Source organism: Rhizorhabdus histidinilytica, assembly GCF_900167915.1.
Lineage (GTDB): Bacteria > Pseudomonadota > Alphaproteobacteria > Sphingomonadales > Sphingomonadaceae > Rhizorhabdus > Rhizorhabdus histidinilytica.
Genome location: NZ_FUYM01000004.1, coordinates 212,438 through 228,989 on the forward strand (window position 1 = coordinate 212,438; position 16,552 = coordinate 228,989).

Below are 16,552 nucleotides of genomic sequence, written 5' to 3' on the forward strand. Positions count from 1 at the left end.
TGACGCAATGGACGGCAAGACCCTCGCGCGTCTCGGCGCTGTCGTTTTCGTCGCGGTCGCGGTCACGGCGACCGCGATCGAGATGACCCGCAAGGACGACCCGCAAAACAGCCCCCCGGCGCAGGCGCGTTCCGTGACAGAACGGGATCCGCTCGACGCGGAGCTGGCGCGGTGCAGCGGCATGGGCGAGGCCGGGCCGCGCGATCCATCCTGCCTGCGGGCCTGGGACGAAAATCGCAGGCGCTTCCTCGGTCATTCGGCGCCGCCCCCGACACCGGCGCCTACGGGACCGGGGACGCTGTTCCCGAGCGCCCCCGCCGATGCGCCTCCCGACCACGCCGCGCCCGCCATTCAGGCGGAGCCCTCTGAGCCGCAGGTGCGCTGATCGTGGGCGGCGCCGGCGTCATCGACCATTTCCTCGAGGTCTTCACCCGCTACATCGACGGCGGCTTCGGCCTTCTGCACCCGGAAGTCGGCTTCATCGCCACGACGCTGATCGTCATCGACGTGACGCTCGCCGCCCTGTTCTGGAGCTGGGGCGCGGATGAGAACATCGTCGCCCGGCTGGTGAAGAAGACGCTGTTCGTCGGGATCTTCGCCTACATCATCGGCAACTGGAACAATCTCGCCCGCATCGTCTTCGAGAGCTTCGCCGGCCTCGGCCTGAAGGCGTCCGGCACGGGCTTCACCGTCACCGACCTGCTGCGCCCCGGCAAGGTCGCGCAGACCGGCCTCGACGCCGGACGGCCGTTGCTCGACTCCATTTCCGGCCTGATGGGCTACTGGTCCTTCTTCGAGAATTTCATCCAGATCGCCTGCATGTTCCTTGCTTGGGCGCTGGTGCTGCTCGCCTTCTTCATCCTCGCCATCCAGCTCTTCATCACCCTGATCGAGTTCAAGCTGACCACCCTGGCCGGCTTCGTGCTGATCCCCTTCGGCCTGTTCGGCAAATCCGCCTTCATGGCCGAGCGGGTGCTCGGCAACGTCATCTCATCCGGCATCAAGGTGCTGGTGCTCGCCGTCATCATCGGCATCGGCTCGACCCTGTTCTCCGAGTTCACCGCGGGCTTCGGCGGCGCCACGCCGTCGATCGACGACGCGATGGCGATCGTGCTCGCCGCCTTGTCGCTGCTCGGTCTCGGCATCTTCGGCCCCGGCATCGCCAACGGCATCGTCTCGGGCGGGCCGCAGCTCGGCGCGGGCGCCGCGATCGGCACGGGCCTGGCCGCGGGCGGCGCGGTCGCCGCCGGCGCGGCTGCCGCGGGCGTCGCGGTTTCCGGCGGCGCGGCGCTTGCCGGCGGCGCTGCGGCCGCCGCCCGCGGCGGGGCGACTTTGGCCGGCGGCGCAACGACCGCCTACAGCTTGGGCGCGGCCGGTCAAACCGGCGCATCCGCCGTCGCTTCCGGCCTGCGCAACGTCGTCAGCACAGGCGCACAGGCCACCGTCTCGCCGCTGAAGCGCGCCGCCGGCCGCGCCGCCGACAGTCTGAAGCAGAGCTACCAATCCGGCGCCCGCACCGCCATCGCGGCGACAGGCGGGTCTTCGACCGCCGGGGCGGCCGGCGGCGAAGCCGAGACCGCGCCGCAAGCCTCATCCATCGCCGACGGGCCGCCCGCCTGGGCCAGGCGCATGAAGCGCTCCCAGCAGATGACGCACGGCGTTCATGCCGCCGCCCAGGCGGTTCGCAGCGGCGACAGCCACGGCGCCGGCGCCTCCGTCAACCTCTCCGAAAGCGACTGATCATGTTCAAACGGCCGGCTACCCACTATGGCAAATCCCCGCAGCCCGAGACGCCCTATCAGCGCGCCGCCCAGGTCTGGGACGAGCGCATCGGCTCCGCCCGCGTGCAGGCCCGCAACTGGCGTTTCATGGCCTTCGGCTCGCTTGCCCTGTCGATGGGCCTTTCCGCCGCGCTGGTCTGGCAATCCGCCAACGGCTCGATCGTGCCGTGGGTGGTGCAGGTCGACCGGCTCGGCCAGGCGCAGGCCATCGCGCCGGCGACGGCCGACTATCAGCCGAACGATCCGCAGATCGCCTTCTACCTCGCGCGCTTCATCGAACAGGTCCGCTCGATCCCCGCCGACGCGATCATCGTGCGCCAGAACTGGCTGCGCGCTTACGACTTCACCACCCAGAGCGGCGCGCTCGCGCTCAGCGACTACGCCCGATCGAACGATCCCTTCGCCAGGGTCGGCAGGCAACAGGTGGCGGTCGAGGTGTCGAGCGTTATCCGCGCCTCGCCGTCGAGCTTCCGCATCGCCTGGATCGAGCGGCGCTATCAGGACGGCGCGCTCGCTTCCACCGAACGCTGGTCCGCCATCCTGACGGTCGCCGTGCAGCCCCCGCGCGACGCCGACACGCTGAAGAAGAACCCGCTCGGAATCTACGTCAACGCCATCAACTGGTCGAAGGAGCTTGGACAATGACGCCAGCACTCCGCGAAGCCGCCCCCTGGAGTGCAGGGCGTCCGGCTTTCCGCATCCACGCCAATCCGGCTTTCCGTAAATCCGGCTCGGCGCTTGCGCTGCTCTGCACCGCGGCGCTCGCCGGATGCGCCACCAACAAGATGCCGCCGCCCGAAATCTCCTACGACGACGCCCGGCCCGCGGTGCAGTCGGTCGAGCCGCCCCACCCCGTGCAGGTCGTGGAACTCCCGAGACCCCTGCCGCTTCCCGGCCAGTTGAAGCCGGTCGGCGCGGACGGCAGACCCGAGCCGGAAGCCGCCGACCCGACCGTGCGCGTCAACCAGGCCAACGCAGCCGCGCGGGTTCAGCCGGTCCGGGACGGCTTCATCAACTCCATGCAGGTCTATCCCTTCGTCAACGGCGCGCTCTATCAGGTCTATGCCTCGCCGGGGCAGATCACCGACATCGCGCTCCAGCCTGGCGAACAGCTCGTCGGCGCCGGGCCGGTCGCCGCCGGCGACACCGTGCGCTGGATCATCGGCGATACCGAGAGCGGCGCCGGCCCCGCCAGGCAGATCCACATCCTCGTCAAGCCGACGCGGCCCGATCTGCTCACCAACCTCGTTATCAACACCGACCGCCGCACCTACCATATGGAACTGCGCTCGACGCCTTCGACCTATATGGCGTCGGTATCCTGGCAATATCCGCAGGACCAGCTCATCGCGCTGCGGCGGCAGAACGCCGAGGCGCAGGCGGCGCAGCCCGTCGCCACCGGCATCGATCTCGCGCGCGTGAACTTCCGCTACGACGTGAGCGGGGATCGTGCGCCGTGGCGACCGCTGCGCGCCTTCGACGACGGCCGGCAGGTGTTCATCGAGTTTCCGCGCGGCATCGGCCAGGGCGAAATGCCGCCGCTGTTCGTCGTCGGCCCCGAGGGCGACACGTCCGAGCTGGTGAACTACCGCGTGCGCGGCAACTACATGATCGTCGACCGGCTGTTCGCCGCCGCCGAGTTGCGCTTCGGGACGGGCGGATCCCAGAAGCGCGTGCGGATCTCCCGCACGGACGGGAGGCCGGCATCGTGAGCGATGAACGCGATCCCGAGAAGCAAGAGATGAGGACGGCCGATGGGACGCCGCAGCCCGAGACGGCCGATGACACGGACGAACGGCCGCTCACGGGCGAGCCAGTCGCGCCGATGCGGCTGCGGCCCGAGCCGCCGCGCGTCACCCGCCTGTCGCGCAAGGTGCTGGCCGGGCTCGGCCTCATCGCCGGCCTCGGCGTCGGCGGGGCGCTGCTCTATGCGCTCCAGACCCGGAACGCCGGCGACCAGAGCCAGGAGCTCTATTCCACCGACAACCGCAGCACGCCCGAGGGCCTGAACGGTCTGCCCAAGGACTATAGCGGCGTGCCGAGGCTCGGCCCGCCGCTGCCGGGCGATCTCGGCCGACCGATCCTGAGCGCGCAGAATGGTCAACCCGTTCCCACACCGAACATGGGCGCGCCGGCGCCCCCCGGCCCGAGCCCGGAGGAACAGCGCCGCGCGCAGGAACTGGAAGCGGCGCGCACCGCGCGTCTGTTCTCGTCCACCGAGACGCGGCCCGTCAGCCCCGCAATAACCCCGCCTGCCGCCGCTCCCGTGCCCGACCTGGCGAGCCTCGGCCTCGCGCCGCAACCAACCACGCCCTCGGCGCAGGATCGCCAGCTCGCTTTCCTCAACCAGGCGCCCGACCAGCGCACGGCCTCGCCCGACCGGATCGCGGCGCCCGCATCGGCCAATGTGCTTCAGGCTGGTGCCGTGATTTCCGCCGCGCTCATCACCGGCATCCGCTCCGACCTTCCCGGCCAGATCACCGCGCAGGTGACGGAGAACATTTACGACAGCCCCACCGGGCGCATCCTGCTGATCCCGCAGGGCACGCGCGTCATCGGCCAGTATGACAATGGCGTCGGTTTCGGCCAACGCCGCATCCTGCTGGTCTGGAACCGGCTGATCTTCCCGAACGGCCGCTCGATCGTGCTCGAGCGCCAGCCGGGCGCGGACGCGGAAGGCTATGCCGGGCTGGAGGATGGCGTCGATTACCATTGGCGCGAGCTGTTCAAGGCCGCGGCGCTCTCGACCCTCCTCAGCGTCGGGGCCGAGGCCGGCTCATCCGGGCAGGAAAGCGACATCATCCGCGCCCTGCGCAACGGCGCCTCCGACAGCATCAACCAGACCGGCCAGCAGATCGTCCAGCGCCAGCTCGACATCGCACCGACACTCACCATCCGGCCGGGCTTCCCCGTCCGCGTCATCGTCACGCGCGACCTCGTACTCGAACCCTACGGAGGCTGACATGGCGAAGCTGAAACTCGGTCCGATCGCCGACGACAAGCCGGTCAAGGTCACGGTCGAACTGCCCGCCGGCCTTCACCGCGATCTCATCGCCTACGCGGAGATTCTCGGCCGCGAGACGGGACAGCCCGCGACCGATCCGGTGCGCCTGATCGTTCCCATGCTGGAGCGCTTCATGGCGACAGACCGGGGCTTTGCAAAGGCGAAGCAGGGACGCTCATCGTCGCGGCCGCCCGCCTGACGGCCGGCCGATCGGTTCGCGCCATCGTTCGAGCGAGACTTAGAAACCTGCGGCACGCCGGATTGTCGTTCCTGCTCGACCAGATCGCGCTGAACGGCAAGACCTCACCCATCATCGGGCGATAGACGATTCCGGGAATCTGAGCCCCTGTGGCCGCCTCGCTGGTCAGCGTCAGGCCGCGCCCTATGGCCACCATCGACAGCAGGACATCCCGGCCGACATGGTGTGGGTGGATATTCGGATGGTGGCCGAGGCCGGCTAGGCGCTGGATGAGATAGTCGTGGATCTCCGGTCCCGGCGCCGCATGGCTGACGATGAAGTTTTCGCCGGCGAGATCGTCCCAATTCAGGGTCTGCTTCGTCGCCAGGCGGTGTTCCGCCGGCAGGACGGCGAACACCCTCTCCGACCAAAGCTGTTCGGTTTCGCAAGCGGGCCATTCGGTCGTGCCGGTGATGAACGCGACATCGAGTTGAAGCTGGCGGATCGCGGCGACATGAACCGACGGATCCCCCTCGATCAGTTCGACCGCAACCCGAGGGTGCTTTGCGTCGAACCCCTTCACCAGTTCGAAGAGAAAGCCCGAGGCCAGCGATGAGAAGATGCCGACCTTGATGATGCCGTCTTCCGATCGGCCGATCGCGGCGACATCGTTGATGCCGACCTCGATCTGCTGAAGGGCGATGCGGACGCGGCGAAGAAAACGCTGACCGGCCATCGTGAGCGCAACCCCGCCGGGATGGCGGTGGAACAAGGAGGCGCCAAGCCGGTCCTCAAGATCGCGGATGCGCCGGCTCACGGCAGACTCCTGAATATTCAGGAATGTTGCCGCCTTGCGGAAGCTCCCGTGCTCCGACGCCGAGACAAAGTATTGGATGTGGCGCAACTCGATCACGATGGAGTCCCTATCTTCAAATCTTGCCGCGCCCCAGCTTACTCCACCATAGTTTCACACATTTGAATAAACGTGGTTTTTACCGGAAAGATGAGAGTCACCAACATCGCCCGCGCTCACTCTACTGACTTCTCTATGAACCCGAGGGTATTGGCGTTCTCCACCAGGGTCCGCACCTTGGCGCGTTCCAGACCACCAGGCACATCCGCCTCGATCTCCAGCTTCAGCTTCACACGACTGCCCGGCAGCGTGGTGAGCTGCTCAACGATCGCCTCGACAATCTGGTGAATGTCCCGCGCCGGCCGTTCCGGCGAGATCATCACGGCGCCCGTGAATCGCGTCGGCTTCTTCTCGGTCGGCGGTGTGGCAGGGCCACCACCGTCTGCCGTTTGCTCGCCGGGCGCCGGTGCGCCGCCGTCAGGGCCTCCGGGCGCGCCACCTGAGTCAGGTTGCGCCGGCGCCGGACGATGCGCTTCGGCTTCATCCGGTTTGATGATGACGCTGTCGCCGTCGATGACCACGGCCGCGTTGCCGGCCCGTTCGATAGCGAGCCCCAGATAGGTGTCCGTCTTCTCGTCCCACCGCTCGGCGTAGGCAAAGGGGCCGGGCAACATGCCGCTGACCGCCGCCTGCACGGCCTTGATCAGGACATCCTGGTTCTTCAGGCGCGGCAAATAGATGTAGCGATTGAGATATTCCCGCAGATCCTTCAGCGACAGCCGCTGCTTGTCGTTCCAGATGTATTTCTGAAGGTCGCGGTCAAGCCGCGATGGCCCCAGCTCGGTCAGCAAACCTTCCTCGGCTACCAGCTTCTTGCTGGCGCGGGCCAGCAACCCATCCTGTGCCGGAATCTTGCCGGAGACCCACTCCCAATCCGCCTGCGCGCTCTCCTGGACCGGATAGTGCAGATAGCACCACGCCTCCTTCAGGCGCGTCTTCATCGTCTCGTTGGCTTCGGCCAGTTTCGTCTTGGCGAGCGCGCTGTCGCTCTGGGTAAGGTTCAGCCGCTCCGTATCGCGGACGATCTCGCCCCAAGCGAGGGAGGCCCGCACGGCGTCTTTCAGATGATCGAGCTGGCGGCTCTCCGCGGCGATGAACACCAGCATGTTGCGATAGACGCGCGGCGTGCTGCCGCGCTGCGTGAGAATGTCCTTCGCCTCGACCAGGGCTTCCGAGCCGTCGCGCCCATTGTGCGGATATTTGACGCCCAGCACGACGGCGCGCACGCCGCCCGCTTCATCGGGGACTTCGGCCGACGAGGCCGGCGCGACCTGCACGGCGTCAAAATGCCCCCGATCGGCGAGGCCGTTCACATATTTCCCGAGCTCTGCGTCGATCGTCACGTCGACCAGCGCCGCCTCGATTTGCGCGGCCTTATCCGCCGCAATGCGATTGAGGCTCGCCGACATCGAATACCAATACCGGCCAAGATCGGCGTGCATGAACTTGGCCTGATTGGTCAGCCGCCTCAGCGCGTCGCCGAAGATCGCCGGGCGTTCGCCGGGCTGCACGACGCCGAGATTGATCTGCTTGTCGTCGAGGCCGGTGTTCTGCTGCTGCGCCGTGGGCGCGGTTCCCATGAAAATCGCGCGCGCGACGCGGCGGGTCGCCGAATAGCGGTTCAGGTTGGGCGCCGACTGATCGACCTTGTAGGGCGTGGACGCCGTGCCATCCACATCGCCGGCGATGATCGATTGCCAGCTCACGTCGAGATAGTGGAGCAGTTCCGGCTCCACGCGCGGCGAACTCACCGCCACGCTGCCCGGCATAATCATCACCGACGGATCGGCGTTCATCCAAAGCTCGTGAATGGCCTGCGCCATCAGGCGCAGCACGCCGCGCGTGCGCTGGAATTTTTCGAGCGATCCCCAACTCGTGTAGAGCTGGTCGAACAGCTCGGGATGGATCGGATAAGCCTTCTCCAGCTTGCGCCGATAATCCTCGTCCGCGCAGCCCTGCGGGAAATCGTTCGCGTTCTCCCGATAGAGCTTGGCGAACTGCTTCAGCGTGTTGTCGCGGTGATGGAACTTGTCGCCGGGGATGTCCTTGAACAGCCGCCGCCGCACGATCTCATAGCTCTCTTCCTGGCTGGCCGGCCGCCACGAGGATTCCACGCGGCTGAAGGTCTGCTTGAGGCGGGCCAGCGCTTCCTGACCGCCTTCGCCGCCCACCTCGATTTGCGAGGCCGGCAAGGAGGCGACCAGCAGTGTGCCAGGACTGGCCTTGACCGCCTCCGTCAGTGACTGGACGAAGGACAGGTTCGCATCGAACGAGCCCGACGGCAGGCCCTCGACCTTGTAGATCTGCCGCAGATAAGCGACCCATTCGTCGATCAGGATCAGGCATGGCGCATACTTCTTGAAGAGCGCCTCCAGCAGGTTCGAGCCCGGCGCGATGCCGCTGGCGTCATTCTCCGCCACCATGGCGAAGGCGTCGGCGCCGCCGAGCTGCCAGGCGAGTTCACCCCAGGTCGTGCGAATCTTTCGGTCGCCCTCGGCATGGAGCACGTCCTGCGGCCCCCGCGAAGTGCCGACGAGCACGGCCCGATTGATGCCCTGCGGCACGCTGAGCCCCTGCTTCTCGAGCAACTGATCCAGGCCGGAGAGGTCCTGGATCGGCGTCGGGCCGGCCATGTGATAGAGGGCCAACATCGAGTGCGTCTTGCCGCCGCCGAAATTGGTTTGCAGCTCGACGACCGGATCGCCGCCGCTGCCGGAGAGCCGCTTGGCGGCGCCGATTAGAAGCGCGCTCAGGCCCTCAGTCAGATATGTGCGGCTGAAGAACTGACGCGGGTCGCGATATTCCGGCGGCGCGCTGCCCGAATGCACCTTGGCGAGGTCGGCCGCGAACTCGGCCTGCTGGAACTCGCCGGTGGCGACATCCTGGTGTGGCTCGACCACATCGCGCCACGGCAGAAGCCCCGCCACGGTCTCAACCGAGATTTCGAGACGCTGGGTTTTCCGGCGCTCCTCATTGCGCTGAAGCTCGGTGAACTTGGTGCGCAGGATGGTGTCGCGCATTTTGCCGAGCTGCTCCGCCGTCTCGCCGGCGCTGATCGCCTCCATCAAGCGACGCATGGAATCGAGCGCGCGCTCGGCGTCGTCGTAGGTGAAGGTCTCATTGTGCGAGAGCTTGTTGCGGACGTCGCCCAGCTCGTTGACCAGCGAGCGTTCGGCGCGGCCGAGAACGGCCTTGAACGCCTCGCTCCAGAAGCGATCCATGGCGTTGAACAGCGCCGCCTGATCCCAGCCGACCTCGCCGTTGCTGTTGGGGCGAAGGTTCGGCAGCTTCTCCAGAACCTGGATCTGCCAGTGCCCCTTGAGCGAGGTTTCGAGCCGCTTTTCAACGAAGGGGATCAGCGCCGCCGGCAGCAACTCCATACCCTCAAACACATATTGGCGCGTGCTTTTTGCCACGTCCCGTTCCCCCTCAAATTCCTAGCTGGATCTGACGATCACCGCGCGTGTCGTGGATGGCCGCCGCCGACTTCGTCAGCTCGGCCCAATCGGCGATCAGCGCGTTGTAGGCAGTGGCCTCCTTCGCATCCTTCCGCTTGTTGGCGCTGATGTCGTAGAGGCAGTAGGCGAGATCCTTCACGGCCTCGGCCTGGGTGTTGATCTTCTTCAGCAAGACGGCGGTGTCGTGGGAAATGCCGTCCTTCTCGTGCTGCCGGACCAGGTGCTGGAGGCACTCCCACACCGTCAGGTGGCGGTCGTCCTCCGGGTCCCAATCCTCGTCGAGTTCATCGCGCGCGAGGATGCGGACCTTGCCGGCGGCGCTTTCGACGATCCCGGCGTGCTTGACGCTATCGACGGAAATACCGCGCGCACGGGCAAGGTTGTCGGCGACACCGTAATCCCCCTTGCCGGTCCCGTGCTGCTCGAACCAGGTGATGGCAAAACGGGTGTCCGCATCGAACTCACCCTGGATGCCGCCGAGATATTCGTCGAGTTCCCGATTGATGAGCTGGAGCGCGGTCTTGACGCTCATCGGGCTGTCGTCGGATTCGAGAACGGCTTTGTAGCGCGAGAACACACCCATGCCGGGGCCGATAGCCGATTGCGGCATGTCCGCCGGCGCGATGTTCACGGCCTGCAGCTCGGCGATCGCCGGCGGCAGTTCGCGTTTCAGGGCGCGGATGAACTCGGCGCGGGTAATACTCTCGGCGGCAGCTTCCTTCTTCCGGCAAACTAGAACGACAGAGTTGGCGAGAGCATTGGTGCCTGTAGCGATTGTCCGCGCGGAACGCTCCGTGCGAACAGGCCAAGTGCCGACAATCGCATAGCCCGCTTCAATCACGGCCTGGAGGAAGGTCGCCCATCCCGTCGAACTCAAACCGTCTTGTTCAACCTCGCTTTGCTTAAATGCATAATAGATCGTGGCAGGAAATGATGATGACGATTGATGTGCGAGACTTGATATCGCCAACGTCATACCCGTGAGGAAGTGTTCTTCAGCTTTCACCTTCCCGCCGTGACGATATGGCGTCGCAACCAACTCCTCTTCTTTTGGAACAGAAATTGTGCTTCCGAGATCGGGGTATATATCTTTTATGTTTCTCCTAAGCCAAACATAGAAGTAATCGGACAGGTCAGCATAGGCAATATTATCGTAGTATGGCGGATCGGTTGAGACTACTGCGCCATCTGGCAAACGTACATTCTGCGCATCGTGCTGAATCTCAGTCCCGACAGAATTTGGTCCCAAGCCAGAAAGGGCTTTCCAGACCCAATCAACAGCGCCGAGAAAATTCCCTGTGCTATCACTGAAGACGTTACATTCAGCAAAATCCCAAGTCATCGGGATCGCCTGTCTAGCAAATGTGAAGCGAATAAACTCCGATGACGACCATGTGGCTATAGAGCTTCCAGCGTCGGCAAGCCGGTCAATCGCAAACGACAAGTATACACTGACCGCTTCAGCGTAGGCATTGGCGCCCTTGCCTCCGTCGCGCAACGGGGTGCGATCCGAAGAGAGACTATTGGCGAGCGCATCCGCCTCGATCTGCGATCGAACCTCATGCACCAGATCGCTGAAAGTATTCAGAGCCACTAACTGCCGGTCGGTGAACAAATCGCCGAAGGTCGTTAGACCGTAATCTACGGTCCAGAAATTCCGGGGATCATTCGGAAGCCCGGTTTGCGGTTTCCACACGGGGCTTGCCGACAGAGCAAGCGCTTCGTGCCCCTCCGGGGGCGCGACATAGGCCCGATTGCGATTTCCCTCCGCGACAATGGCGATCAGCGTCTGACCCATTTTGCCAGCACGCCCGCTGCTCTTCACGTAGTCTGGGGTGATGGCGGTATCGGACAATAGGCATCGGAAATTCGCGCCACGTCCAGCCTTGGTCCCCTCCTTGGCCGCCGCAATCTCCGCCTTGGTGCCGCCATATCTGATCCGATAGGTGATGGTCTTAGCCTGTTTGTCGACCATCGGCTCTACCCACGTTTCTTTCCCAGCCTTGGTGCTGAGCAAGAAGCTGGACGCGATCGGAACCGGCACGTCGGAGAACGCAGGATCGGGGCTGGGCACCGTTCGCGCCCAGATCCAGGCAATTACGGTTGCCTTGCCGCCACCATACTCCTTCGGCAGATCTACCTGCGGGTAGAGATGCCCGATGCGTTCCCACGCCTTCTCGCGCATCCATTCGCCATAGTATTTGACGTCCTCGGCCAAGCCCTCGGCGTTGCGGTAGAATTGCCGATCCTTCGCACCGGGATGGATCGGCTCCTTGTTCTTGAACTTCGGCGGGATCTCGATCATCGCCTTGCCGATCATCACCGCGACCGGATTCAGGTCGGATCCGTAGGCGGGCAGGCCCAAGCGCTGCGCCTCGAGCGGAATGGTCGCGCCGCCGGAGAACGGATCATACACCGGAGGCAGCACTCCGCCGCAGCTCTTGCGGATTTCGGCGCGAGCGCGCTCCAGCACCTCCTCATTGGTCGAGTTCTCCCACTTCACCAGTTCCTCGATGATGCCGAACAGGCGCTTGCGCTCAGCCTCCTGAGCCTCGTGCGTCGGGAATTTGTCGAGGTCGCTCGACGGGTCATCGACAAGCTGGGCGAACAGCACCGCGCGGCACGCCGCCAGCGGCCGGCGTGCCCACCACAGATGCAGCGTGGAGGGATGCCCATGCCGGATCGACTTTTCCCGCGCGGAAGCGGCGTTGATCGCTTCGAGGGGTATCGCAACCTCGATCAGCTTTTTCTTGGTGTTATTCGTCGAGGTCATAAACAAGCCTGTAGGTTGCAGGGTGAATGGTCAGCTCGCCGCCATCGCGCAGTGCGCGCAGGCGGGCGCCCGTCATCTCGACAGGATCACCCTGGGGGTTGATGAGAATGAACGAATAAAGGTCCGGCTTCTGGTCGAGCAGGCCCCAGACGTCGGCCTCTAGCTGGAGCGGTTCCTGCTCCAGGCAATGGTCCTTTGGATAGTAATGGCGCTGAACCTCGCCGCCCGCCGAGCGGCGCTCCCACGGAAAGCGCGCGCCGTTGCCGCGGCCGATCCAGCTCCCGTCCGCATGGAAAAAGCGATCCTCGCCGTCGGCCTTGTAGCCCTGGGCCAACGCAAAGCGCGCCATCACGCTCGGACGTGGTGGCTTCGGCGCGGCGCGGGGCTTGGTGGCCAACTCCGTTTCAATCAGCTCTTGATTCGACTTCCCTGTCTGCGGCGCGAGTTCGGGCTGCGGCGCGGGCTCATCCTCTTCCGCCGGACGAAGATCATCCATGTCGACCGGCTCGGCGTCGCTGCGCGCGTCTTCGGCAACCTGGTCAACGTCGCCATCACCGCCGGGAGCGGCGGCGGGCTGGACCTCGACGGTCTGCGCGGCGACGACATGGTCAGGGCCGAGCGTGAAATTCTCCTCGAGATAGTCCTTGATGTCCTCGGGCGAGCGCTCGAACGCGTAGGCCAGTGCCGCGCGAATATCGGCGCCCAAGCTCCTGCCGATCTCTTCCGGGACCCGCTTGGCGAGCTTGGCTTTGGACAGCGGGCTGACGAACAGCTTGCCGTCGAGCCACAGGATGTCGGTGAGCCTCGCCGTACCGGCGGGCACACCGTCGAGATAGGGAATGACCTCCAGCTTGGCGGTCTGGACCCAGCTTGTCGCCGCGATCGCCGCCGCCAGCGCCCGCACGCGCTCGGTTTCAGCGGCATCGGCAAGCTCGATCCGTCCGAGCTGGGTTCCAAACGCCGTCAGCCAGGCACGGCATTCTTCCATGCTCGCCAGCAGCGACGGCTGGTTGAAGCGTTCCTCGACGAGGTCCGACAAGGCCGGCAACGCCAAGAATGGCGGCGCCTGGACGGTTTCCCCCGACAGGCGCTGGAAGTCGGCAGTCTTGCGCTTGACCCATTCGTGCAGGTGGCTCCACCGGAACAGGGTCTGCATGCTCAGGCCATAGGCGAGCGTCTCGACCGGCGCCCATTCGCCGACGAGGTTCAGCCAGTGCCCACGCTCTTCCCAGATGCGGGTCGGGTATCGGACCAGCAAGGTGCGGACCCGCCGGGCGTCGTCAGCCGACAGCACCTTCCCAGAGGGAAGCGTCCCAAGCCATTGCAGCGCCAGATCCGCGGACGGGCGATCTGCGACACCGATACGATGCCACAGGCTGAGATCGAGCACGGACGCACGCACGACGGCGGCGCCGGGAACGTCCTCCTCGTCCCCGGCGAGGAAGATGCCGCCTGACATCACCCACGTCCCGTCCTGGGCGAGGATCAGCTTCTCGGCCTTGAAGGCGCCTTTTATGCTCTGCGCGTCCGCGGTCGAGCATCCGTCGAGCATCTGATCCAGGCGGCGATACCATTTCTCGACCTCATGCGCCGGAGCCTTGTCGGATTTCGCCAGGGCGCGCAGCCGGTCGAGCAAGCGGCCGGGACCGCTCGGCGTGCTGCGGACGCCGAGAAGATCAAGCAGCGGGCGCGTCGTTTCCCGATCGAGCAGTCCATGCACGAAGGGCTCGACGTCGATCAGCGCCTCCGTCTCCGGTGTCCTGCGCACCAGATCCGCCGGAAGCTGGATCATATTGCGGGTGTCGGGAAGGCACGGCTTGGCCCGCAGCTTCAACAGCCAGTCCGGCAGCAGCCGTTCTGACGTGACCGACCGCGTCGAACCCGTGGTCGCCACCTGCGAAAGGCGAGCGCCGACAGCGCGCGACCAGTAGGTATCGCGCTGATCCAGGATCTTGCCGACGATCTTCGCCCAAATGCCTGCGTCGGTCTTCGACAGACCCTCCCAATGCCGCCAATAGTCAGGGGCGAAATCCCAGTCCTCAATGACGAACTGGTTGGTGACATAAGGATAATAGAGCGCACTCCGCGCGCCACGCGCTTGCGCCTCCGCCATGAGTTGCTGTCGTCCGTAGATGGTCTGGCGCTTCTGAACCAACGGCGCCATCGTCTGGAGCCCCGAACGGCCCGACGACACCCAACGCAGCCAATCCTCCCGCGTGCAGGACTTGAAGCTCGCCACATAGTCGCGATGCAGGAGCTGCGTCTTTTGGGCAGCCTCGGGCAGCAGCTCTTCCAGCGAGCCGCTTTCATCGAAAAGCACGCCCTTGCCGATGGCCCGCAGCTTCAGATCGGCGCAGGCAAAGCGAAAGGCGTCGCCGACCGTCACGCCCAGCTTGGCCGCGATCTGAGCAAGTTGGACGCACTCGGCGAGCTTCGGCTGACCGGAGCCGAAATAGTCGGCGGCGACCCGCTCGATCACCGCGTTGACGTCGCTCGTCCCGTCGAGGCCGATCTCTTCCAGCACCGCGAAAGCCGCCTCGACCGGATCGTTGCGGCTTTCTCCCTCCGACTTGTCACGGCGCTGTTCGGCGAGGAACCGGGTCCAGTTCTGGTTGAGGACGATCAGATGGCCCGCGAGAAACTCCCAATCCTCCTCCGACTGAAGCAGCTTCTTCTCGCCGAGTCGCACGATCTCCGACGCCGCGTAGAGCACCTCCTTGCCTTGCACGGGCACGATCCGCAGGGCGTCGGCATCGTGACACTGCCAGCCTGTCACCTCGGGCGCGATATAGGCCCACAGGTTCAACAGATGCCGCCAGGTCGCAGGCCGAGGCAGGTGATTGCTGCGCAGGCGCTCGAGCAGATCGGACTTCGAGAACTCCTCGACCAGACGCCAGTTGACGAGCTTGGTCCGGTTCTTGGCGGAGACATGCTGGCACAGCGCCGGCCTGGACTTGGCGTCGAGCAGCGCCATGGCCTGGTCAGCGGGCCAGATGTCGAAGATCGGCCGGGGAACAGTGATCGCGGCCTTGGCGTCGACCAGTCGCCCCTCTTCGGTCAAAAGCATCGGCCGGCCTTCGATCGCCGCATCAAACGCCAGCTCGACGATCGCGCCGCACGCCCCCTCAAGCGTCGTCGCCTCGCGGTCGACATCGGGCAGCAGACCATAGGCGTCCGCGCGATCCCGCGCGCTGGTCCGCGTCTGCCCCAACCACTCCATCATGGCGCTAGCGGCCAATTCTCCGGCGCGGTTCAGGAGCCAGCGGTTGGTCGGCGAGGTCTCCGGGTCCTTGATCTTGAGACGCGCTGGGTCCTGGATGAAGGGCGCGTTGCAGGCGAATGGTAACGCCGTTTCGACGCCGGTCGGCAGCACGACATAGAGACGGCCTTTCGCGCCCAGCACGATCTCCACCCGGCAGGGCGGGAAATCACCGCTGTCCTCTGCCCCCAGCATCCGCTCCTTGCGGATTTCATCGAGCGCTTCGGCCGGGAAGGCTTGCTCGCCCGACCGGACGACCAGGAACGGGTCATCCGCTTTCTCATCCAAAGCCATCCATTCGCTCTCGGCGATGGGGCCAGGTCCGAGACTCTGCCAATGCACCTCGCTGTCGCCGATCCGGAGGCGGCGGATTGTCTTGAAGAACAACAGCGACACCGGACTCTTCAGCCACTCGTCGAGATTCTTCTCGACCTCCCGACGCAGCAGCGGGTTGGCGATCGCCACTTCGACGCGCGTGGTTCCGGATGTCAGGTGACGGGCGTCGATCCAGTGCGGCTCGGTGAACCGCGCGCGCTCGAAAGCGACCGCCAGGGTCGGCGTGAACAGCTCGACCCGATCGCCCAAGCTGAACGTGCTCTTGAATCCGATCCCCCGGAAGCCGATCGTGTGCAGCGCACGCTTGTTGGAATAGCCGAAGCGGCAGATCGAGGCGAAGTGGGCCTCGATGAAATCCTCGCCATTGTGCTCGAACACGAAGCGGTCGTTCTCGATCGACACCCGCGCTTCGCTGGCGCCGGCGTCGTCGGCGTTCTGGAGCAGTTCGGACAGGATATGGCGCGGACTCTGCACCTGCTTGAAGAGCTGGTGCCAAGGCCCGGCAAGCTCCGGGTCCGCCTCAAGCTGATCCCAGCGCCGGATCGCACGCTCCTGTATCGGCCGAAAGTAGCCGGGAGGATCGGTGATGATGGCGTCGATCTGGCGATCCGCGCTCATCGCGGCGGCTCCAGCGTCGACGGCGTGGCGGCCGGTTCGGTTTCGTGTGACGGATAGATCAGGACCGGTACGCGCCCGCCGCCGCGCAGTGCATCGACCTTGCGAAACCGCTCCCATTTGAGCGATCCGAAGGCGACGAAACCGGTGGCGGCGGCCATTGCCTGCCCCGATTGAAGGTGCTCGAGCGGCACAGGGGTAAGGATGGAAGAATCCGAAATGCCGGTCATCTCGC

At 65.3% G+C, this 16,552-nt stretch carries 11 protein-coding genes; 6 read left to right on the forward strand and 5 right to left on the reverse strand.

The features are described 5' to 3' along the window. Positions 1 to 7: 7 nt before the first annotated feature. The 6 genes from trbK-alt to B5X82_RS10570 are packed head-to-tail and all read left to right on the forward strand — an operon-like array spanning position 8 to position 4,984. Positions 8 to 385 (forward strand): putative entry exclusion protein TrbK-alt, encoded by a 378-nt coding sequence (trbK-alt, locus tag B5X82_RS10545; protein ID WP_079648117.1) that lies wholly within the window; start codon positions 8 to 10, stop codon positions 383 to 385. Between the two features lie 2 nt (positions 386 to 387). Continuing rightward, positions 388 to 1,740, forward strand: a complete 1,353-nt coding sequence (trbL, locus tag B5X82_RS10550) for a P-type conjugative transfer protein TrbL (protein WP_079648118.1) — start codon at positions 388 to 390, stop codon at positions 1,738 to 1,740. Positions 1,741 to 1,742: 2 nt separating this feature from the next. Continuing rightward, positions 1,743 to 2,426 carry a conjugal transfer protein TrbF gene (gene trbF, locus B5X82_RS10555; RefSeq protein WP_079648119.1) on the forward strand — a complete coding sequence of 228 codons (684 nt, stop codon included), beginning with the start codon at positions 1,743 to 1,745 and terminating at the stop codon, positions 2,424 to 2,426. Then, positions 2,423 to 3,493, forward strand: coding sequence for a P-type conjugative transfer protein TrbG (gene trbG, locus B5X82_RS10560; protein WP_079648120.1), 1,071 nt, complete (start codon positions 2,423 to 2,425; stop codon positions 3,491 to 3,493). The genes trbF and trbG overlap by 4 nt, the downstream gene beginning before the upstream one ends. 29 nt (positions 3,494 to 3,522) lie before the next feature. Further along, positions 3,523 to 4,743: a TrbI/VirB10 family protein gene (locus B5X82_RS10565; RefSeq protein ID WP_079648387.1), complete on the forward strand. Its 1,221-nt coding sequence runs from the start codon at positions 3,523 to 3,525 to the stop codon at positions 4,741 to 4,743. 1 nt (position 4,744) lies between these two features. Next, on the forward strand, positions 4,745 to 4,984 hold the full coding sequence (locus B5X82_RS10570) for a DUF2274 domain-containing protein (protein WP_079648121.1): 240 nt from the start codon (positions 4,745 to 4,747) through the stop codon (positions 4,982 to 4,984). On the opposite strand, the gene B5X82_RS10575 is transcribed toward B5X82_RS10570, so the two are convergent. The 5 genes from B5X82_RS10575 to B5X82_RS10595 form a co-directional block, all read right to left on the reverse strand. Next, positions 4,917 to 5,876 (reverse strand): LysR family transcriptional regulator, encoded by a 960-nt coding sequence (locus tag B5X82_RS10575; RefSeq protein WP_079648122.1) that lies wholly within the window; start codon positions 5,874 to 5,876, stop codon positions 4,917 to 4,919. The two genes, B5X82_RS10570 and B5X82_RS10575, sit on opposite strands and share 68 nt — an antisense overlap. Positions 5,877 to 5,992: 116 nt before the next feature. Then, the gene (locus B5X82_RS10580) at positions 5,993 to 9,292 is read right to left on the reverse strand and encodes a DUF499 domain-containing protein (RefSeq protein WP_079648123.1); all 3,300 of its coding nucleotides are present in this window, start codon (positions 9,290 to 9,292) and stop codon (positions 5,993 to 5,995) included. A gap of 13 nt (positions 9,293 to 9,305) precedes the next feature. Continuing rightward, the gene (locus B5X82_RS10585; protein ID WP_079648124.1) at positions 9,306 to 12,107 is read right to left on the reverse strand and encodes a DUF1156 domain-containing protein; all 2,802 of its coding nucleotides are present in this window, start codon (positions 12,105 to 12,107) and stop codon (positions 9,306 to 9,308) included. Further along, positions 12,091 to 16,320 (reverse strand): sacsin N-terminal ATP-binding-like domain-containing protein, encoded by a 4,230-nt coding sequence (locus tag B5X82_RS10590; protein ID WP_079648125.1) that lies wholly within the window; start codon positions 16,318 to 16,320, stop codon positions 12,091 to 12,093. The genes B5X82_RS10585 and B5X82_RS10590 overlap by 17 nt, the downstream gene beginning before the upstream one ends. Further along, on the reverse strand, positions 16,317 to 16,547 hold the full coding sequence (locus B5X82_RS10595; RefSeq protein ID WP_176152528.1) for a hypothetical protein: 231 nt from the start codon (positions 16,545 to 16,547) through the stop codon (positions 16,317 to 16,319). The genes B5X82_RS10590 and B5X82_RS10595 overlap by 4 nt, the downstream gene beginning before the upstream one ends. Positions 16,548 to 16,552: the final 5 nt, after the last annotated feature.